This is a genomic window from Blautia wexlerae, from assembly GCF_013300825.1.
GTDB lineage: Bacteria > Bacillota > Clostridia > Lachnospirales > Lachnospiraceae > Blautia_A > Blautia_A wexlerae_B.
The window spans coordinates 216,486-237,176 of sequence record NZ_JAAIMY010000001.1; the positions used below are offsets into that span (position 1 = coordinate 216,486).

Below are 20,691 nucleotides of genomic sequence, written 5' to 3' on the forward strand. Positions count from 1 at the left end.
TGCGAAGCTACAGATGTTATGTTAATGTGAGGTCAGGGAAAATGAACGTGATACATGGTTTCTGACTTCTATTCAATGGAATAAGTAAGTTGGGAGCGATGTAAAATGGAACAGATGCAAATGAATATGCCAGATATATACGATGCTGCATTGTATCTTCGATTATCGAAAGATGATATGGAAGAGGGCGATGCGAAGTCAGAGAGCAACAGCATTGCAAATCAGAGAGAGTTACTTCGGAGCTTTGTAAAAAGCCAGCCGGATATTCAGATCTTTGATATATATGTGGATGACGGATACTCAGGAGGAAATTTTGACCGACCTGAGTTTAAACGAATGACAACTGATATAGAAGCTGGAAAAGTAAACTGCGTGATTGTAAAAGACTTATCCAGATTCGGAAGAGAGTATATAGAAGCCGGGCGATGGATCGAAAAGACCTACCCGGCTTTAAATGTGCGTTTTATTTCAGTTACAGACCAGTTTGACAGTAAAACAGCAGATTTTTCAGAAAAGTCATTTGTTGTTCCAATCAAAAATTTTGTAAATGAAAGCTATTGCCGGGACATTTCCGGTAAAGTGCGAAGCCACCAGAAAATCAAACGTGAAAAAGGTGAATTTATTGGAGCATTTGCCCCGTATGGTTACTGCAAAGATTCGGAGAATAAGAATTGTCTGGTGATTGATTCTTATGCAGCGGATATTGTAAGAAAAATATTTTCATGGAAAATTGATGGATTCAGTCTTGGAGCAATCGCAGAAAAACTGAATGTACGTCATGTGCAGTCGCCAAAAGAATATAAAAAGGCAAATGGTGAAAATTACAATTCCGGATTCCATAGTTCAGATACACCGAAATGGTCGGCAGTGCAGATCAAAAGGATTCTGACCAATGAAGTCTATATTGGAAACATGGTACAGGGCAAGCAGGAACGAATCAGCTATAAAGTAAAGCAACGCCTGGATAAGCCAGAATCAGAGTGGGTGAAAGTAGAAAATACGCATCCGGCAATTATCAGGCAGAATGATTTTGATGTGGTTCAGAAGCTGCTTCAATATGATGGCAGGGCATCGAAAACATCAGACAGTGCAAACTTTTTTTCGGGATTTGTGTTTTGCGGAGATTGCAAGACACCGATGATACGCAGGGTAAATCAGTATAAGGGGAAGAAAAAAGCCTTTTATATCTGCCAGACAAAGAACAAAGGTGGAGATTGCACCAGACACAGTATTCCGGAAGAGGTGCTGAAAAGAATTGTGTTGAAAGAGATTCAGGCATATACGGCACTTTTTGTAGACTATCAGATGATTATGGAAGAACTTTGTGAGATGCAAGTCAGCTACGATCAGGTAATCGGTTATGATACGCAGATTAGTAAGTTGCAGGAAGAATATAACCGCTATTACAGTCTGAAAGCGTCTTTAGGTGATGACTTGAAAGAGGGACTGATCAGCAAAGAAGAGTTCGATGATTTTCGGGAAAGTTACGGAAGAAAATGTGAAGAACTGGAGCAGATGATCGAGAATCAGAAAAAATTGGTAAAGCAAATGTTTGAGGGTGGAGTGTCTGCAACTGTTCAGTTGGAGGACTGGAAGAAATCACTGGAAATCAAAGAACTGGATCGCACATTGCTGGCACTGACCGTAGATAAAATTTATATTTATGAAAATAAGCAAATTAAAATTCACATCCGTTATCAGGATATGATTGAGAAAATGAAAGTCATAAGACGGTTTTATGCGGAACACCGGACAGAGTGCAGGAAAGAGGCGAGATAAATGGCAAGGACAGCAAAAAGATATAAGAAAAACACAGAGAAGAAAGTTCTTGGGATTCCGGTATGTATGGCTGCAATTTATGCCAGATTATCCGTAGACAGTGATGAAAAAAAGTCAGAATCTATTGAAACACAGGTTACGCTGATAAAAGAGTTCATTCAGAAGCACAATGAAAATCCAGACAGAGAGTATGAAATTGCTGTATATGACATTTATTCTGATCTGGGAAAAACTGGAACAAATTTTGACAGACCGGGATTTGAACGGATGATGAATGATGTCAGGGCAGGTAAAATAAATTGTATTCTGGTAAAGGATTTCTCACGATTTGGAAGAAATTATATCGAAACCGGAAATTATTTGGAAAAGATTCTCCCTTTTATGAAAGTGCGGTTTGTTTCTGTATGTGACAACTATGACTCCTATGCACTGGGTGCTAAGAATCAGGAGTTATCCATGAATATCAAGAATCTGGTGAATGATGCTTACGCAAAAGACATTTCTGCAAAGGAACGGGCAGCAAAACGTATTGCACAGAAGAACGGTGAGTATGTGGGATCTACAGCTCCATACGGATATTGTGTGGAAAAGGTAAATGGAATTTATAAGTTAATTGTAGAACCGGAAGCCGCAAAGATTGTCCGCAGGATTTTTGAAGAATATGCTTCAGGAGATGGCATACAGAGCATTATTGACGGGCTGTTTGAGGATGGGGTACATCGAATTTCAGATTATAACCGATATCATCATGTGTACTGTCAGGACGTAGAAAATCTTCATCAGTGGGGAAATTCTTCGATACGTGCAGTGCTGAATCGAAATAATTATTATGGCGATCTGGTTCAGAGAAAATATGAATCCAGATTTCAAAGAGGTGAAAAATGGTGTGATATACTGGATGAAAGCCAGTGGATTATTACGCCAAATGCCCATGAGCCGATTATCAGCCGAGAACTGTTTGACAAAGCACAAGTCAGGTTAAAAGCAGCACAACAGAAAACAACAAAAACTACGGCAGGATGGGAAGAGGATGAAAGAGCATTTTATAATGTATTCTATTGTGGAGACTGCAAGCGGAAAATGTGTACACGCAGATACAGAGGCAATGTGTATTATTTTTGCAACGCTGCTCAGTATCGGGATGAAAGGAAATGTAGTCATAAATCTATCTCTGAAGAAAAATTGCAGAAAATTGTCCGCTCGGAGCTGACCAGACAGTTTCAGTTATCTGGCTTACGGAAAAAGAATATGTCTGCTATAAGCAGTGCGGTATTTCTTTCCAAAATCAAAGAAGTTCAAACAGAAATCAGAAAACTGGATGTAGATATGGAAAAACGTTCAGAAAAACTGGCACAGGCATTTATGCAATATAAAGAGGGGGAACTTTCCAAAGAAGCCTATATAGAAATGAAAGATGACCGTAATAGCTGGAAAGAGTTTTGCGAAGAGAGAAAGAAGTCTTTAGAGCAGACCATACGAAAGCTGGAAAAACAGCAGAAAGAAGAAGCCAGATTTTTACGAAGCCTGCTGGAGCTGGATGGGACAACCAGAATCAATGCGGAATTTGCAGAAGGCTTGATTGAAAGTATGTATCTATATGGTGATGGCAAACTGGAAATCAACTTCGGGTTTAAGGGGGCGGTAGAACATGAGTGATCAGAAACTGATTATTGGATATTACCGCCTTTCCATGGAAGATGACTCAGAGGGAGAAAGTAACAGCATTATTAATCAGAGAAAACTGGTAAAAGATTATATTTCCAATATTCCTGAACTGGTGGCTATGCCCTTTCAGGAGTTCTACGACGATGGATATTCTGGTTCCAGTATGGAACGTCCGGCAATTAAGCAGGTTCTGGAACTTGCCAGGGAGAATAAAGTGCAGTGTATTGTAGTAAAAGATTTTTCACGTTTTGCCAGAAACTATATTGAGATGGGAACTTATCTGGAACAGATTTTTCCATTCCTGGGAGTACGATTCATTTCTATCTCAGACCGATATGATTCTAAAGATTATAAGGGAAAGAGTTCGGATATTGAAGTACAGTTTAAAGGACTGATAGCAGATTTTTATGTGAAAGACCAGTCCGTAAAGGTAAAAGCGGCAGTCAGTACCAGACGAGGAAAAGGGGAGTATTGCTGTGGCTCTGCACCGTATGGGTATCGAATCAATCCTGAAAGTAAGAAAGAACTGGTGATTGTAGAGGACGAAGCGGAAGTGATTCGCAGAGTATTTGAACTGACCAATCAGCGATATTCCAAGATGGAGATTTGTAAGTTATTCAATGAAGAGGGTGTATTGACTCCCTTGCAGTCTATGAGCAGACGACAGAAATCAGACAGCAAGAAAGCTGCATCAAGAGGATTGCAGTGGACGAGTGATATGATACGGAAGATTGTGGATGATAAGACTTATATAGGCTGTATGGTCTATGGAAAGACAAAGATTCCAGATCCCGGAACAGGGAAAGAAGTACCAGTGCCGAGAAATCAGTGGAAAGTGATGGAAAACCATCACGAGCCGATCGTATCAAAAGAGGTCTTTGAGAAAGCACAGTCTCTGCAGATCAGATACACCAAGAAAAGCAAATTTGACAGGGAAACAACACTATTAGGTGGCTATGTAAAATGCGGGAATTGTCGCAGAAGTCTGACTTCAAGCAGTCCTGTTCATGGTCATATCCTTTATAGCTGTGCTTACAGTAAAGGAAAAGAAGATACAGGGTGTTTTGCCGGGAAAGCGGATAACAAAATGCTGGAGCATATCGTGCTGGCAGAAATAAAGGCTTACTTACGTCAGAATATCAGCCAAGAACAGATGCAGCAATCCATGAGAAAACAGCATGAGGACAGTATAGAAGCCTATAAGACGGAAAGTGCAGATTGTGAAAAGTGTCAAGAACAAATAAAAATCCAGAACCGCCAGAACTACGAGAAGTATCACGAGGGACAGATGAACCAGAACCAGTTTATGGAAGCCAAGAAGCAGTTGGAAGAAGAAAGAGAACGACTGCAGAAACGTGTACAGGAACTGGATGAGTTGATAAACGACGAGAAAGAAATCCTGATGAAAAAGAATATTCCGGTGGAGCAAATGTTGAAGTATTTAGGCTATGAGAAGCTGACACGAGAGATGCTGGAAGAATATGTGCAGGGAATATATGTGTATGATGACGGGAGAGTGGAGGTGGAGTGGAAATCACTGACTTGATTTGTAGCAATAATGTAACGTCCACTACTACTGAACTTGTAGCAATGACGTTACATCCTCCCTGCTGATTTTGTGACAACAATATAACGTCCTCTGTTCCCAAACAACGGTTTTATGGGAAAAATCGAGGAAAAAAGGTCAAAAAGTTTGTAGCAATGACTTGACATCCTCGGGGCGATTATGTCTTGCAGAAAGTATTCCATTATAGTTGAAAAATAAGCCTTTTCGTGAAAAACAGTCGTATGTCTGTTATTATCCGGAAAATTTATCACTGTAATGAATATGCATATCTTCCCAGTCCATGAATAATACATAGAACACCCTTCCGTATTGCTGGCTTTCTACGATTCTTCCGTGATCGAGGACAGAAAGATAGGAGCCGTCAGCTTTTCGGAGGTGAAAGTGAATATAGTCATTTTCATTACCACTATCAATCTGTTCCCAGATGCTAGATTCTATCTGTTTCTGTTCATCTTTCAGGATCAGGTTGCGGAAGCGCTTATTGGTGAGTCTGAAGAGCTCGTCCATATCTTTATATCCGGTCATATGAAGGAACTCATGGTTTGCATAAAAGAGTTCGTCATCGTCTTTGTCCGCTCTGTATATGATAAATGCACCCGGAAGGTGTTCAGAGATATCTTTAAATGCGAATCCCAGTTGTTTACGGATTCCGGACTGAAGACCTTCCCTGTAGGCCATACACCCGTTTTTTTCGTGAAGTTTTATTTCATAAAGGGCTGCATCTGCACAGCGCATAAGCTGTGAACGGCTGGCTACAAATGTGGGATATTCCGCATATCCCAGAGAAATGTTAAATGACTGTTTTTTTCCCTTGTATGAGAATGCCTTTGGAAGTCCGGTAAATTGCTGCAGCAGTTCTTTTGCATCTTCACAAGTATAATTTTGTAAAAGAATACAGAATTCATCCCCGCCGTTTCTTCCCAGTAATGCATCAGATGGAAAAAATGTTTTCATGCTGTCTGCCAGATTCTTTAATGCTTTGTCTCCATAGGCGTGGCCATAGATATCATTAATAAACTTAAAATCATCGATATCAAGGAGTGCAGCCACAAAATGTGCTTTCGGATTTTTATCCATCATCTTTTCTGCTGATTCGTCAAATCCATAGCGGTTGTAAATACCTGTAAGAGAATCCGTGCGTGCCAGTATCTGAAATTTATTTTTGTTTTCGTTTGATACCAGCCATGCCCTGATAAGTCCCGACAGAAGTAAGGTGATGACAGTAAATATTATACTGGCTTTTGCTATTAATAAATTGTCTTGCCATCCGCTTTCAGGAGTTAATTCAAACTTCCAGCTTTCTTTCCCTATGGTAAAATCATAAGAAACCGGCTGCGTTATCTGACCATCTGACTGGTAAACGGTTTTATAAGTGTCACTCCAGGGAGTTTCTGTTTTGGAAAGTCTGTACTCATATCCAAAACCTGAAAGTGCATGGATCGAGTCGGAAAAAATATCAGGAACACGCAGGATAACAATGGTAAATCCCCAGAAATACGCCTGTCCGTGCTCATCATTCAGGTAGACCGGATTGCGAACAGCAATTCCATAGCCGCCCTGTTTCAATTCAAAGGGTCCCTGTGTAATGATTGTATGGTTGTCTCTTGCATAACAGGAAATTCTGCCACGGTCTTTATCATGGAGCAGATCAATTTTACCTGCCTCATTTCCCTCAGCAGGATAAATATCTGTTACAACACCGTCCGGAGCAAGCTGTACACTTTCAATAGAATCAGATATAAGATTTTCTGCAATCGTATCAAATTGCTTGATATCTCCATTTCCACTGATCAGAACCTGTTTCAGAGTATCTGTGATCGCAATTCCATTTATAATTTCATTTTTAATACGTTCGCCGTAGGTTGATACATTTAATTGTGCAGTTGTGCGGCTCTGCCATTTTTCGTGAGTGTCTGTTTTGTATACGATGAAACCAACAAGGCACATGCTCAGTAAAAAAACGATAAGAGGCACAAGATTTTTTTTCTTCACCTGTTTCACCTCATTTTTATCGGATATTTTTATGATGGAACATTATAGCACAGAAATGAAAAAACGTAATGAATTTTTTTTAAAACATAGGTACAAAAACATAGGCAAAATCAGACAAAAGTTTCTTAAAGTGAAAATGTTGTAGATATGAGGAAAACATGTTATGGTATGTATACAATGCGTAAAGAGGAGCAGAAAAAATGAAGTACGAACATATCACAGAGGGCCGTTTCATAGATCGTCCTAATCGGTTTATTGCACATGTGGAAATCAATGGGCAGGTGGAAACGGTTCATGTAAAGAATACAGGCAGGTGCAGGGAGCTTCTGATCCCGGGTACACAGGTTTTTCTGGAAAGGAGCAGTAATCCGGCGAGAAAGACGGCCTATGATCTGGTCTGTGTAAATAAAGAGGGCAGGGGCCTGATCAATATGGACTCTCAGATTCCCAATAAGGCAGCGCTGGAATGGATAAAGGCAGGACATCTTTTCCCGGAAAAGATTCAGGTAATACCAGAGAAGACCTACGGAAATTCCAGATTTGATATTTATGTCTGTTCAGAGAAACGCAAGGCTTTTATAGAAGTGAAAGGCGTCACGCTGGAATCTGACAATATAGCACGATTCCCTGATGCACCTACAGAAAGAGGGGTGAAGCATCTGAGGGAACTGATCCATTGTATGCAGGAAGGATATGAAGCTTATCTGCTTCTGGTGATCCAGATGAAGGGAGTTGACAGGTTTGAGCCAAACTGGGAGACTCATCGGGAATTTGGAGAAACCCTGCAGGAGGCGGAAAGGGCAGGAGTGCATATTCTGGCTTATGACTGCCTGGTAGAACCTGACAGAATGGAAATTCAGGATTCGGTACCTGTATGTCTTACTTCTGAACGGAAATAAAAAAAGTATTCCCGCAATCAGCAGGTCCTATTCAAAAATTGCGATGACTGCCAATGCTTTTGAGGAAGATCGTAAAAAGGCAATCAAGGCGGGTATGAACGCTCATATTGCCAAACCAATCAGTGTAGATATAATTCTGGAAAATCTGGAGAGAATGCGCCAAAACAGAAAGTATTTTAATGAACCTGCTGAGAAGAGTTAAAAACTTTTCAGCAGGTTTTAATTTATCCAAAAAATTACATGCATACTGTCAGAAGTGCTAGTGTAAATATCTGAGCGCTCACGTATAATATAGATAACCAAAAAAACTTCTCACAAAATTAAGTAAAAAAGAGTCCGAGAAGTACATTAAAAAAGAAAGGAGATGTTTGTATGAGTAAAAAAATGAGGTTGTGGATGGCAGGAACAGTAGGAGTCTTAATGGCAGGCTTTATGAGCGTAAGTGTTTATGCCCTTGAAGAAAAGGATGTTATTGGAACCTGGTATGTAAACGAGCTTTCTATGGGCGAAGGTGCATCCTTTCATCCGGGGGCAATGGGAATGGAAGTGACCGTGGACATTAAAGAAGACGGTAAAATGAAAACAACAAGTTCTGTTTATGGGGAAGAGCCTGAAGTAGATGAATCAGAGTGGAAAATAGAAAATGATAAAATTTTGATGACTCATAATGATCAGACAGGAGAATGTGAGTACAAGGACGGTAAGATAACCTTAACAGCAGATGGAACGACAATGATCCTGAGTCAGGAAAAGGAAGAGTATGAGCCTTATGTACCGGGCAAACCGGTAGAAAATCCAACCATGAAGGATTTTGAAGGAGAATGGAGCTGTACTCTGATGGAAGCATTTGGAATGCAGATGCCTGTTAATGCTGACTTTACAGGATTTGAAATGAGTATGTCTGTGGAAGACGGAAAGGCTGAAATTATCTTAATAGAGAGCGGAGAAGAGACAAAAGTAGAACTTCAGGGCGACGTGGAAGGAAACGCACTGGTATTAAAGGCTGTAACAGAGGATGAGGCAGGAACTATGTTTTTCAGTCTTGATAATATGAAGTTCAATTTACTGGATGATGGAAAACTGTGTTTGATAGCAGAAGACGATGCAGAGGAATCTGATGACGGCGAAGAAGCAGATGATTCTGAAACAGGTGAAGTTGATTTTTCCGTAAAGACATATTTTGAAAAAATAATTGTTACAGAATAAGGTAAAATACTGCCGCACCATTCCGGTGAGGCAGTATGGGTTTTCAGATAAAAAAGGAGGATAGGGTATGGGATTATTTGATAAGAAAATCTGTGACATCTGCGGAGAGAAAATTGGTTTATTGGGAAATCGAAAACTGGATGACGGAAATCTGTGTAAGGATTGTGCGAAAAAATTATCACCATGGTTTGAGGAGCGGCGGCACAGTACGGTAGAGGATATCAAACGCCAGCTGGAATATCGTGAAAAAAACAAAAAAGCGGTAATGGACTTTTGTATAACCCGTCAGATCAATACCAGAAATTACAATGTTTTTATTGATGATAATAAGGGGAATTTTACTGTTGCGCGGAAACTGGATGTCAATGAAAACCCGGACATAGTTCCTTTATCAGCCATTGTACAGTGCAGAGTTGATGTAGACCAACAGCAGCAAGAGGAAACATATACAAAGGATGGAGAAACTGTAAGTTATCAGCCTCCGGTATATAAATATGAATTTGATTATACCATGCGTATTAAAGTGAGAACCCAGTGGTTTGATGATATGGATTTTCGCCTGAATACTTTTTCCATAAGCAGTGACAAAAGAAGAGAACTGATGGAAGTAGAGCAGACCGCATATCAGATTATTGCAGCACTGACACCAAACGCAGCCGGAATGCAGTTCGGAATGTCAGGAATGAACATGACCGGAGGAATGCAGTCCGGAATGCCGGGAATGAACATGAACGGAGGAATGCAGCCTGGGATGTCAGGAATGAATATGACCGGAGGGATGCAGTCTGGGATGCCGGGAATGAACATGAACGGAAGAATGCAGCCCGGAATGTCCGGAATGAACATGAACGGAGGAATGCAGCAGATGGGAATGTCAGAAACGAACATGACCGGAGGAATGCAATCCGGAATGTCAGGAATGCAGCAGAATGGCAGTTCGTGGAAATGCCAGTGTGGTGCAGAGAATACCGGAAGGTTTTGTGAATACTGTGGTCAGCCAAGACCGTTTTAAGTAATGATTAAACAGAGTGGACATAATTGTTTACTCTGTTTGTGATAAAAAACTCTGAAAATAGATGATTTCTCTAAAAACTATATGACAAAATAGTGCTTTATAGTATAATTATTACAAAAATGGATTAGGGCGTATTTGAAAAATCATTCCTGTAAATTGTGACGCACATCTTGCGTAAAGCATTTTTCAAACACGCTCCGGTGAAAGAGGAATTTTCATGACATACAACAAAAAGAGGACTCTGTCATATGGAGTGATTCTGATAAGTGTGTTGCTGGCTTATTTCTGCAGGCAGGTGAGAACGGAAAATATTTTTATGAGAAATCTGGCAGATCAGTGTCGTAGCTGTATTTATCTGGGAATGTACTGTGCCTGGGTGATTTATCTGAGAAAACATGTAGTGCATAAAAAAACGCGCAGATGCCTGACTGCAATTGGCTGTCTGATGGTATTCTGGTTCTTTGTGCGGACAGTAAAATTTCATATTTTTCATGATCCTCTTGGAGAACATATCTGCTGGTATCTATATTATATTCCCATGATCCTGATTCCGGTTCTGGGTTTGGCAGCAGCAATGTTTTTGGGCGAAAAGGAGGAAGAGAAAACGGTCAGAAAGGTTATAATTTTATTGACCGTGGCAGCGATATTGATCGTAAGTGTTTTTACAAATGATTTGCATCAGCTGGTATTTCGTTTTTCCAAACAGCCCCCATTTTCGGATAAAGATTACAGTTATGGTATTGTTTTTATGGTGATTCAGGGATGGATCTTGATCTGTCTGACAGGGATGGAAATTATTCTGATCAGAAAAAGCAGAATTCCGGGAAAGAAACAGTTCTGGCTGCCAGTGATTCCGGGAATATTACTTCTGGGATGGAATATCGGAAATATACTCCGCCTGCCTTTCATCAAAATCATTGCAGGGGATATGACGGCAGTGTGCTGCCTTTTAATGGCAGCAATTTTTCAGGGTTGTATATTATGTGGATTGATACAGACCAATAATCGATATTTTGAATTATTTCAGACTTCCGGAGGACTGGATGCAGAGATTACGGATCATTCTTTTCAGCGCTATTATCATTCCGGTGATTTTCCCGAGCTGTCGCCTGAACTGCGTAAAATCATAATAGACAGATCATCAGTACAGGAACAGGGAATCCGGATTAACCATATTCCTATAAGGGGAGGACATTTGTTTTGGTCGGAGGATATTTCGGTACTGCTGGATCAGTATCAGGATATTCGGGAACAGCAGGAGGAACTGACTGCCAGAAACCGTCTGTTACAGAAAGCTTATCAGAAAGAGGCTGAGCGGAGAAAGACAGAAGAACAGAACCGTCTGTTAAATATGATACAGAATCAGACAGCCGGTCAGCTGGAATTGCTGTCACAGTTTATGGAGGAGCTGGAACGGACAGAATCAAGGGAACAATATGATCGGATTCTCGGTAAAATTGTAGTTGTTGGTACGTATTTGAAGCGGAGAAAGAATCTGGTGCTGACACAATATGCATCAGATGGAAATCTGCTTACAATGGAAGATCTCAGACAAAGCCTGGCAGAATCCTGTGACAGCTTAAAATTATGCAGGATTCGGGCTGCTTACTACGTGGAAAATGTGGATGTGCGGCTGAATGCAGATGATATACTAAAATGCTATGACATCTTTGAATGGCTTGTGGAACGATTGGTTGATACCATGCAGTCTGTTTTTTACCGTGTGTCGCAGATTGATGATGCCTTGCGGGTTTCGGTTCATATTGTATCAGAGGCGGATCTGCGTGGATTTATCTCGGAAAGGCCGGAATTAAAAGTGCAGCAGGAAGATGAAAACGAATGGTTTATTAGTTGTATCGTCTTCAGAAAGAGAGGCGGAAGATGATCAGTTTTGTGGAATGCAGTATGGCAATACAGAATGTTCTGATGATTCTTCTTGAAATCTGCATGATTATGGAATTAATCCTCCTGCTGGTAAGAATCACCTGCTTTTCCGGGAAAAAGAAAATCGTAACGGTAGTGGCTGTCTTTGTAGTTTCCTTCATGTTCATGGGCGCTCTGATGAATGATCACAGATATTGTCTGGGAGAAAGTTCCTATCAGCCAATGCTTCAGGGTTATCCGGTCAGTGTTTTAATGACGGTGGTTATAGGATTATTGCTTTATCTTTGCTGGGCAATCCGGAGCGAGAGGCGCAGATATCATCATTCTCTGTCTTACTGGTCTGTAAATGAGGCTGTGAATGATGTCCCCTGTGGGGTATGTTTTTCGGATCCTTTTGGAAGGATTGTTTTGTGTAATACCAAGATGCAGGAACTGAGCAGAATCATGACAGGTTCTTATTTGCAGGATTATGAGGTATTAAGGAAAGCAATGAGTGGGGAACCTGAATCGGAAGGTCTTTGCAGATTGAGCAAAGACAGTAATGTGTTTTATTTTCCTGATGGTTCCGTCTGGATGTTTCAGGAATATAGTCTGCAGGAGCCGGATTGTGCAGGATATCTGCAGACAGTGGCAGTTAATGTATCAGAAATTTATTACAATGGTGAAAAAATCAGGGCAAACAATGAAAAGCTGGAAATCCTGAATCATAAGCTGGAGGAAATGTACGAAAAAATCGGAGATAAAATCAGAGAGCAGGAGACGCTTGTCATGAAAATGCAGGTTCATGACAATTTTGGACGAAGCCTTCTGTCAATACGCAGAATATTGGAAAGGAAAGAAGATCCGGATAAAATGGATAAACAGTTGTCTGTATTGAAACATCTGGTTTATATTCTTACCGGTTCTGCTGTTGAGAGTATGGAAGAAGTATATAAGGATACAATCAGACATGCAGAAGAGCTTGGAATTTTAGTTCAGATCAGTGGGAACTTTCCCATGCATCCATCTTACAGGCTGCTGACAGACAGGGCAATCCGTGAATGTGTGACAAACTGTGCCAGACATGCCCATGGCAGTACTGTTTGGGTGAAGATAGACAAAAATGCAGATGAATATACTGTTCAGATTACCAATGATGGAGAGGTGCCTGACAAAAATGCGGAAGAAGGCGGTGGTTTATCTGCACTGAGAAAGGCAGCTGAATCAGGAAAATGCAGGATGCAGGTTTCTTTTTCCCCTGAGTTTTGTCTGATATTGAAAATGCCACTGACAGAAAGGATGGGATTCGATGGTACGGATACTGATAGTAGAAGATCAGAAGATCATGCAGAAGTATTTTGAATATATTATTATGCAGGAGCCGGAATTCCGACATGTCCAGACGGTTTCAGATGCACGTGAAGCTGTAAAAATCTGTGATTATTCGGCAATTGATCTTGTGATCATGGATGTGCAGACGTTTCATAATCATGATGGGCTCAGTGCCGGAAAAGAAATCAGGGAAAAGTATCCATATACAAAGGTATTGATCGTTACTTCCCTGATTGATCCTAAGGTGCTGGAGAGGGCAAAAAGTGGATGCGCAGACAGTCTCTGGTATAAGGATCACGGGGAAGAGGAAATACGGAGTGTGATCCACAGAACCTTAAATGGTGAGCATGTATTTCCGGATATGACGCCGAAGGTGGAGCTTAACTGGATCACAAGCGGTGATATCAGTCCCAGACAGCTGGAGATGCTCCGCCTGTATATTCGTGGAATGTCATATTCAGAGATTGCGCGGGAAATGAAATGCTCTACCTCCGGGGTGAGATGGAATTTTCAGGAAATGATCGCCAGGGCAGGATACAGCTGTAAAGAAGATTTGATAGCGGCTGCACTGGAAAGTAAACTGATCGTAACTACGTTAAAATAGCAAGCTGATAAACTGCGAAGTTATTCTGTTATGAGCAGAAAGCGAAGCGGAGTGCAAATATCCGTTTGATAAGAAGGGAGATGAGAGTATGAAAAAATATTCGGTTGCTGTATGTGTTTGTGCGGTACTGTTTTCTGTTGGTATTCATGGCGGAGGTATGAGAGAAGTATCTGCCAGAGCACCTGGGGCAGATGAGAATCTGGCAATTCTGCAGGACATTATCAGGGAAAATGAATGTCAGGCCGGAATGGCATTTCTGGGATATACCTATGAAGGTGCAGAGGCAGCAGAGATACTTGAATATACCAGACAGGGAGAAGTGGCAGCTGCGTATCCTTTTTTACAGGATGGAACAGTGGTTGATGCAGGGGGATATGAAATTTATGCCATTGTCCCGGGGGATGATTGCAGGGTCAGCGTTTATCCGGCTCAGCCTACGGAAGAAGGGGAATATCTGGATGATCTGAACGCCCCATATTATACGGGGAGGGAGAATGAAATCATTATCCTGCGCTGCAATGTGAGTGAGATTCATTCCAATGTGATGGTTTCTGTACAGAAGCAGAATATGAGTGTGCAATACCATCCTATGGTGTCGTTAAAGGATGGACATCTTGCAGCAGAAACCCACTGCTATGATTTCTCCATATATTATAATTGGGATGAGTATGATCCGGGGTATGATTCGGAACTGGATATCAGGATTGCCAGAGAACAGCTTTCAGAAACAGATGAAGTCAGCTATTACCTTGGCCTTGGTATGTCTCTGTGGTATACAGGCACTGAGGAGTACATTGAGGGAAGAAATTGTCCGGTATTTGTTCTGGGAACGGATCATGAGGATCATTTTACAAAAGAACATTATTATGCAGTAGGAGACAATGTGGTTTATTATTATGATCCGTCAGGTGATGCATGGCTTCTGCTGGGGGCAGGCTGACAGAGGCTTCACCAATATATTATAGAATTTTGATTAATCAGAGAAAGAGGAAACAGACATGAATGATTTTTTGACAGAAAAAAATAAAAAAGCAGGGGTGTTGGGAAAACTGAAGTGGGTTCTTTGTGGCTTCTGCATACTTTTATCCCTGGGAGCTATTGGTGCATCGGAGAAGTATATTGGTGAAGGACGCTGGGGAATGGCAGCAACAGAGATACTGCTCTGTCTGTTATTTTTATATCCGACTTTCAGGGAAGTTCAGAAAGCATTACGGAAGAAAAAAGCCAGGGAAATTGCCTGCTGGTTTGAATCTTATGCCCAGAATACGGTCTCATTTGAGAAACTTGAGCAGGAACTGGGAAAAGGTGCAGTAAAAAAGCTGGAAAAATTTATTGCCAGGGGATATATGCGGAATATTCAGATAGACAGAGAAGGAAATTATATTATGATTACTGCACCAAACAGACGTGTAAATGAAAAGATTTATATTACAGTTACCTGTACCAGCTGCGGTGCAAAGAATCAGGTAATAAAAGGACGTCTGAGCAATTGTGAATATTGCGGACAGCGTCTTAACTCATGATACAAGTACTGTGAGAGAGGATTATCAGGAGTGTTCATAAAAACGAGAATGAATTTTGGCTAAGTTACTGTGAATGGAGTGAACAGTAACACTATTCCATCGCCGAAGGCGATTTCTAAAGATTTGAGTTTGAGAGCGTAACTGTGTGAAGGTGCTGAATCGTCATAGTTGCTATAGAATGTGGTATATTGTATACAATTTGCTGATTTCACATCCTTTACAGTACAAATATCTGCACTTCATAGAAATTTTGGATGAAATCATAGAAGAAATTTATAAAATTTGCTAATAAAACTGGATAAAATGTGCATTTTATGTTACATTTAATAAGGTATATGTATTGAACTTATTTATCTGGTTTTATTAGCCCTTTTTTGAGTGCAGAGATGGAGGGAACGGATAAGAACAGATATCATAAGGATAAAATTTTATCGTGAGGAAGGTGAGCAATTGGAAAACTATACTAAGTACAAACTGAAAAGCAGTGATGAACTTGCATCAGTGCTTGACGGTAAGGACAACCTGTTTGTGATTGCCTGCAACAAATGTTTCAAAGAATTTGAAACTGTTGACGAACCGGATTGTGACGAATTTCTGAAATTCGCTGCAGATCAGGGAAAGAATGTTACAGGCAGTGCAAAATTTGATTTCTTATGCAACAAGATGCACACAGAAAGAAAATTACAGGATCTGATTCCGGAAGGTACAGAGAATGTAGTAGTAATTTCCTGTGGCCTTGGTATTCAGACCGTTGCGGATCTGGCAGGTAAGCCGGTAGTTGCTGCAAGCAACACCCTTAACTACAGAGGTCATCATGGCATGGCACTTACCAAGAAGAGCTGTGACGCATGTGCGCAGTGTTATCTGAACATTACCGGAGGTGTCTGTCCGATCGTTGACTGTTCAAAGAGTCTTGTCAATGGACAGTGCGGTGGAGCAAAGAATGGAAAATGCGAAGTAGATCCGAATAAAGACTGTGCATGGGAGAAGATTTACCAGAGACTTGCAAAACAGGGACGTCTGGAAGAATTCTTAAACCAGCCTGTACAGGTTCGTGATTTCTCCAAAGTTAATTTCAAAGTGATCAACGACTATGTGAAGTCCATCAGAGAAGAAAGACTGGACGGATATTACGGCGGTGTTCATCCGTCAGAACGCAAGGAATTCAGTGAGCACATCGCTCTGAAGAAATTCCCGGATCCGAAGACAGTTGTAATCTCCATGTCACAGCATCTGGGCGCACCGGCTAATCCGATCGTTCAGGTTGGTGACACTGTAAAAGTTGGTCAGAAGATCGGTGAAGCTGCCGGATTTATCAGTGCTCCGGTACATTCCAGCGTAAGCGGAACCGTAGTTGCTGTTGAACCGCGTATGCATGGCACACGTGGAAGCGAAGTGATGGCTGTTGTCATTGAATCGGATGGAAAAAATACTCTGCACGAATCCGTACAGCCACATGGTGATCTTGACAATCTTACTCCGGATGAAATCATTGATATCATCCGTGAAGCCGGAATCGTTGGTATGGGCGGTGCAGGTTTCCCGACCTGTGTCAAACTTAAACCTGCCAAACCGGTAGATACCATCCTTCTCAACGGATGTGAATGTGAGCCTCTGTTAACAGCAGACCACAGAGTACTTCTTGAGTATGCAGATGACATTATTTTTGGTCTGAAAGCAGTCCTTAAGACAACAGGTGCCGAGAAGGGTATCATCGTTATCGAGGATAATAAGCCGGATGCCATTGAATTAATGCAGAAAAAAGTTGCTGATATCGGAAATATGGAAGTATTTGTTGCAAGAACCAAATACCCGCAGGGCGCTGAGAAAACTCTCATTAAGCGCGTTATGGGAAGAATTGTTCCAAGTGGCGGTCTTCCGGCAGATGTCGGCGTTGTAGTAGATAATATCAGTACAGTAAAAGCAATCTCCGATGCGATCCAGACAGGAATGCCTCTGGTTGAGCGTGTTGCTACAGTAACAGGCGAGAAGATCAAGAATCCTGGAAACTTCGTTATCAAGATCGGTACAAGCGTAAGAGAGCTGATCGATTACTGCGGCGGATTTACAGATGACGATGTTCTGGTTAAGATGGGCGGACCAATGATGGGATTCCCTCTGAACACACTGGATGTACCGATGATGAAAGGCTCCAATGGTATCATTGCCGTTGAACCGGATGAGACAAAAGAACAGCCGTGTATCAAGTGCGGACGTTGTGTAGATGTATGTCCGATGGAGCTTTCACCTCTGTATTTCGTGAAATATGCGAAAGATGAGAACTGGCAGGGCATGAAAGACATGAACGTTATGGATTGTGTTGAGTGCAGATGCTGTCAGTATATCTGTTCTTCCAAGATTCCGATCATTAACAGTATCAAAGCCGGAAAAAATGCAGTAAGGGGGATGAAGTAATATGTTGATTACCCAGTTAAAAGCAAAAGAAGCGATTACATCACTGACAGCCGGAAAGAAAGTTTTCATTATCAACTGTCATGGATGTAAAGAAGTTCGTTTTCCGGAAAAAGAAGCTGCCCAACTTCAGAAGGAACTTGCTGCTGAAGGAAATGTGACAGGAATCATGACAACTGATTACATCTGTAATCCGGAAAATATGGAATTACGTCTTAAGAAACATATGAGCAAGATCCAGGAAGCAGATCTGGTTCTGGTATTCTCCTGCGGTGTTGGTGTACAGACCGTTTCAGAATATCTGGAAGACAAGATGGTCTGTGCAGCCTGCGATACATACCCGGTACCTGGTTTCCAGGGCGTGACACCGTTAGAGTACAAATGTGACCAGTGCGGTGAATGCTACCTGAACCTGACAGGTGGGATCTGCCCGATCACAGCATGTTCAAAGAGCCTTGTGAACGGTCAGTGCGGTGGTTCCAAGAACGGTAAATGTGAAGTGGACAGCGAGATGGAATGTGGATGGGAACGCATCTACAGACGTCTGAAAGAAATCGGACGCCTTGACGCGCTGAAATGTCCGACACAGATTCATAACTTTGCAACAGACGATGAATTAAAATAGATTATAATGATTGGAGCAATGTACAATGAAAATGAAAGAATTATTCGACCGTGGTGAATTTGTAGTTTCTGCAGAAGTAGGACCGCCAAAAGGAATCCACGTAGATGAGCTGGTAGAAGAAGCAAAAACATACCTTAAGGATGTTCATGCAGTTAACGTAACTGATAACCAGTCTTCTGTTATGCGTCTTGGATCTCTTGCAATGTGTAAGGTTCTCAAGGATGCAGGCATGAATCCGATCTTCCAGCTTGCATGCCGTGACAGAAACCGTATCGCTCTGGAGTCTGATCTTCTCAGCGCTGCAATGCTGGGCATTGACAACATCCTTTGCCTCACAGGTGACCATACAAAGATGGGTGACCACCCACAGGCAAAACCTGTATTCGACCTTGACTCCGTATCCCTTCTTCATACAGTGAAGCTTCTGGAATCCGGTGTGGATCTTGGTGGAAACGAACTGGTTGGCGAGCCTCCGAAATTCTCCAAGGGTGCTGTTGTATCTCCATGCAGCGATTCCGTTGACGCACAGCTTGCAAAAATGGAAAGAAAAGTAGCTGCAGGTGCAGAATACTTCCAGACACAGGCAGTATTTGAACCGGAGAAATTCATCAAATTCATGGAAAAAGCAAAACAGTTCGGAAAACCTGTACAGGTTGGTATCATTATTCCTAAGTCCGCTGGAATGGCTAAATTCATGAACAATAATGTTGCTGGTATTCATGTTCCGGACGAAATGCTCGAGGAACTGAAAGCAGACAAAGAAAAGACAAAAGCAGGTATCACAGGTGTTGAGATCGCTGCACGTATTATCAAAGAGTGTAAGCCATACTGTCAGGGTGTACATATCATGGCACTTGGCTGGGAATCCAAGATCCCGGATCTGCTGAAACTGGCTGAGATTTAAGTTTCTGAACTGAGAGGTTATGATACGCATAAAGTATCGCAGAACATATGGATTATAACAGGGAGCTGTCTGAAACCCGGATGCAAAAAGAGCTGCATCCGGGGTAGACTGCTCTTTTTATTTTGGAAGAGAAGGAGTATAATAAAGCAGGAATATCCGATTGTTTATCAAATAAGAAAGAACAGAGGAAATTATAGATGAAGAAAAAGATTTATAAGCTGTCTGCAGTGCTGTTACTTTTTTTCTCAGGCGTTCTGGAGATTGGCTGGCGTTTTTTTAACATGGTGGTCTGTTGCAAAAGAGGGGAAAGAAAAAAGGAAAGAAAGAAATGGTTTGAATTATCCCATATCCGGGATAATCACCCCAGAAACGGATATGCAAAGGAATATGAGGAGAGCAGGGCATGGTGTGAGGCACAGAAGATGCAGGACTGCTATATCCAGAGCGTGGATGGATTAAAACTCCATGGATTCTATCTGCCGGCAGAGAATGCAAAGCGGTTTGTTATCTTAAGCCATGGATACAGGGGCAGCAGATTTGGTTCCTTGTCATTTATGGCAAAATATCTCCATGAGCATCAGTGCAATCTTCTGTTTATGGAACAGCGCTGCTGTGGAGAAAGTGAAGGGAAATATATCACCTTTGGAGCAAAAGAGAAGTGGGATGTGCAGCGTTGGGCAATTTATGTGTCTGAGCGAAATAAGGAAAAGCTGCCAATCTATCTGTATGGACAGTCTATGGGAGCATCCGCTGTGCTGATGGCATCTGGATACAGGCTTCCGTCAGAAGTGAAGGGACTGATCGCAGACTGTGGTTTTCAGTCTATGGAAAGGCAGATGCGGGATATGGCTGACAACTGGTTCCATTTGCATTATATCCCTGTGCTTTTAAAGGAAATGGATTGCCTGTGTCACCTTATTGCCGGATTTCATATGAAGGATGCGGATACCACAGAAGCGATGAAAAGGAATACAAGACCTGTTCTTTTCTTTCATGGAGAGAAGGACACCTATGTGTATCCGAACAATTCATTCCAGAACTATATGCTGTGCAGAGCACCAAAGGAGCTGGTCATTGTACCGGAAGCAAGGCATCTGTGCAGTGCCTATGCAGATCCGGAACTGTATCAGCGTACAGTGATGGAGTTTTTTGAAAAATATGATGGCAGTCATTCTGAAAAATAATGTGACTGTTTTCAACCGCCAAAGGCGATTACGAATGACAATAATCTCTGACCGGGACTTATTAGATGCGTTTTGTTAAATGCATGATAAGTCCCGGTCAATTTTATGTAAAGTGTTCATT

17 protein-coding genes are annotated in these 20,691 nt (G+C 41.6%); 16 read left to right on the top strand and 1 reads right to left on the bottom strand.

Going from position 1 to position 20,691, the window contains the following annotated elements; all coding sequences use genetic code 11:
* Positions 1-105 precede the first annotated feature (105 nt).
* From G4417_RS00925 to G4417_RS00935, 3 genes are read left to right on the top strand one after another with little or no spacing between them, the layout of a single operon-like run.
* Positions 106-1,779 carry a recombinase family protein gene (locus G4417_RS00925; protein ID WP_055160621.1) on the top strand — a complete coding sequence of 558 codons (1,674 nt, stop codon included), beginning with the start codon at positions 106-108 and terminating at the stop codon, positions 1,777-1,779.
* Complete coding sequence (locus G4417_RS00930) at positions 1,780-3,435, top strand: recombinase family protein (RefSeq protein WP_055160619.1); 1,656 nt, start codon at positions 1,780-1,782, stop codon at positions 3,433-3,435.
* A complete protein-coding gene (locus G4417_RS00935) occupies positions 3,428-4,990 on the top strand; it encodes a recombinase family protein (protein ID WP_055160606.1) in 1,563 nt (520 codons plus the stop codon). Before G4417_RS00930 ends, G4417_RS00935 begins: the two co-directional genes overlap by 8 nt.
* Before the next feature lie 252 nt (positions 4,991-5,242).
* Here G4417_RS00935 and G4417_RS00940 read toward each other — a convergent pair whose 3' ends face one another.
* Positions 5,243-7,003: a diguanylate cyclase domain-containing protein gene (locus G4417_RS00940; protein ID WP_173682292.1), complete on the bottom strand. Its 1,761-nt coding sequence runs from the start codon at positions 7,001-7,003 to the stop codon at positions 5,243-5,245.
* A 200-nt stretch (positions 7,004-7,203) separates the two neighbouring features.
* On the opposite strand from G4417_RS00940, the gene sfsA reads away from it, so the two are divergent.
* The 13 genes from sfsA (at position 7,204) to G4417_RS01005 (ending at position 20,570) form a co-directional block, all read left to right on the top strand.
* On the top strand, positions 7,204-7,902 hold the full coding sequence (sfsA, locus tag G4417_RS00945; protein ID WP_173682293.1) for a DNA/RNA nuclease SfsA: 699 nt from the start codon (positions 7,204-7,206) through the stop codon (positions 7,900-7,902).
* 43 nt (positions 7,903-7,945) lie between these two features.
* Positions 7,946-8,104 (top strand): hypothetical protein, encoded by a 159-nt coding sequence (locus G4417_RS16820; protein WP_008706411.1) that lies wholly within the window; start codon positions 7,946-7,948, stop codon positions 8,102-8,104.
* 170 nt (positions 8,105-8,274) lie between these two features.
* A complete protein-coding gene (locus tag G4417_RS00955; RefSeq protein ID WP_173682294.1) occupies positions 8,275-9,108 on the top strand; it encodes a hypothetical protein in 834 nt (277 codons plus the stop codon).
* Between the two features lie 67 nt (positions 9,109-9,175).
* Positions 9,176-10,120 carry a DUF4428 domain-containing protein gene (locus tag G4417_RS00960; RefSeq protein WP_173682295.1) on the top strand — a complete coding sequence of 315 codons (945 nt, stop codon included), beginning with the start codon at positions 9,176-9,178 and terminating at the stop codon, positions 10,118-10,120.
* Positions 10,121-10,340: 220 nt separating this feature from the next.
* On the top strand, positions 10,341-12,008 hold the full coding sequence (locus G4417_RS00965; protein WP_173682296.1) for a histidine kinase N-terminal 7TM domain-containing protein: 1,668 nt from the start codon (positions 10,341-10,343) through the stop codon (positions 12,006-12,008).
* A gap of 20 nt (positions 12,009-12,028) precedes the next feature.
* A complete protein-coding gene (locus G4417_RS00970) occupies positions 12,029-13,348 on the top strand; it encodes a sensor histidine kinase (protein WP_243872040.1) in 1,320 nt (439 codons plus the stop codon).
* Entirely contained in the window at positions 13,296-13,922 is a 627-nt protein-coding gene (locus tag G4417_RS00975) for a response regulator transcription factor (RefSeq protein ID WP_173682297.1), read from the top strand. The genes G4417_RS00970 and G4417_RS00975 overlap by 53 nt, the downstream gene beginning before the upstream one ends.
* 88 nt (positions 13,923-14,010) lie before the next feature.
* Positions 14,011-14,862 (top strand): hypothetical protein, encoded by an 852-nt coding sequence (locus tag G4417_RS00980; protein WP_173682298.1) that lies wholly within the window; start codon positions 14,011-14,013, stop codon positions 14,860-14,862.
* A 58-nt stretch (positions 14,863-14,920) separates the two neighbouring features.
* Entirely contained in the window at positions 14,921-15,445 is a 525-nt protein-coding gene (locus tag G4417_RS00985; protein ID WP_173682299.1) for a hypothetical protein, read from the top strand.
* Positions 15,446-15,895: 450 nt separating this feature from the next.
* Complete coding sequence (gene rsxC / locus G4417_RS00990; RefSeq protein WP_020993629.1) at positions 15,896-17,860, top strand: electron transport complex subunit RsxC; 1,965 nt, start codon at positions 15,896-15,898, stop codon at positions 17,858-17,860.
* A 1-nt stretch (position 17,861) separates the two neighbouring features.
* Positions 17,862-18,482 carry a methylenetetrahydrofolate reductase C-terminal domain-containing protein gene (locus tag G4417_RS00995; RefSeq protein ID WP_062808077.1) on the top strand — a complete coding sequence of 207 codons (621 nt, stop codon included), beginning with the start codon at positions 17,862-17,864 and terminating at the stop codon, positions 18,480-18,482.
* A gap of 25 nt (positions 18,483-18,507) precedes the next feature.
* Positions 18,508-19,386, top strand: coding sequence for a methylenetetrahydrofolate reductase (locus tag G4417_RS01000; protein ID WP_008706435.1), 879 nt, complete (start codon positions 18,508-18,510; stop codon positions 19,384-19,386).
* 197 nt (positions 19,387-19,583) lie between these two features.
* On the top strand, positions 19,584-20,570 hold the full coding sequence (locus G4417_RS01005; protein ID WP_173682300.1) for an alpha/beta hydrolase: 987 nt from the start codon (positions 19,584-19,586) through the stop codon (positions 20,568-20,570).
* Positions 20,571-20,691 lie beyond the last annotated feature (121 nt).

Coding starts and splice junctions, on each gene's coding strand:
- G4417_RS00925 (WP_055160621.1), top strand. CDS start 106: ATGGAACAGATGCAAATGAATATGCCAGATATATACGATGCTGCATTG.
- G4417_RS00930 (WP_055160619.1), top strand. CDS start 1,780: ATGGCAAGGACAGCAAAAAGATATAAGAAAAACACAGAGAAGAAAGTT.
- G4417_RS00935 (WP_055160606.1), top strand. CDS start 3,428: ATGAGTGATCAGAAACTGATTATTGGATATTACCGCCTTTCCATGGAA.
- sfsA (WP_173682293.1), top strand. CDS start 7,204: ATGAAGTACGAACATATCACAGAGGGCCGTTTCATAGATCGTCCTAAT.
- G4417_RS16820 (WP_008706411.1), top strand. CDS start 7,946: ATGACTGCCAATGCTTTTGAGGAAGATCGTAAAAAGGCAATCAAGGCG.
- G4417_RS00955 (WP_173682294.1), top strand. CDS start 8,275: ATGAGTAAAAAAATGAGGTTGTGGATGGCAGGAACAGTAGGAGTCTTA.
- G4417_RS00960 (WP_173682295.1), top strand. CDS start 9,176: ATGGGATTATTTGATAAGAAAATCTGTGACATCTGCGGAGAGAAAATT.
- G4417_RS00965 (WP_173682296.1), top strand. CDS start 10,341: ATGACATACAACAAAAAGAGGACTCTGTCATATGGAGTGATTCTGATA.
- G4417_RS00970 (WP_243872040.1), top strand. CDS start 12,029: ATGGCAATACAGAATGTTCTGATGATTCTTCTTGAAATCTGCATGATT.
- G4417_RS00975 (WP_173682297.1), top strand. CDS start 13,296: ATGGTACGGATACTGATAGTAGAAGATCAGAAGATCATGCAGAAGTAT.
- G4417_RS00980 (WP_173682298.1), top strand. CDS start 14,011: ATGAAAAAATATTCGGTTGCTGTATGTGTTTGTGCGGTACTGTTTTCT.
- G4417_RS00985 (WP_173682299.1), top strand. CDS start 14,921: ATGAATGATTTTTTGACAGAAAAAAATAAAAAAGCAGGGGTGTTGGGA.
- G4417_RS00995 (WP_062808077.1), top strand. CDS start 17,862: ATGTTGATTACCCAGTTAAAAGCAAAAGAAGCGATTACATCACTGACA.
- G4417_RS01000 (WP_008706435.1), top strand. CDS start 18,508: ATGAAAATGAAAGAATTATTCGACCGTGGTGAATTTGTAGTTTCTGCA.
- G4417_RS01005 (WP_173682300.1), top strand. CDS start 19,584: ATGAAGAAAAAGATTTATAAGCTGTCTGCAGTGCTGTTACTTTTTTTC.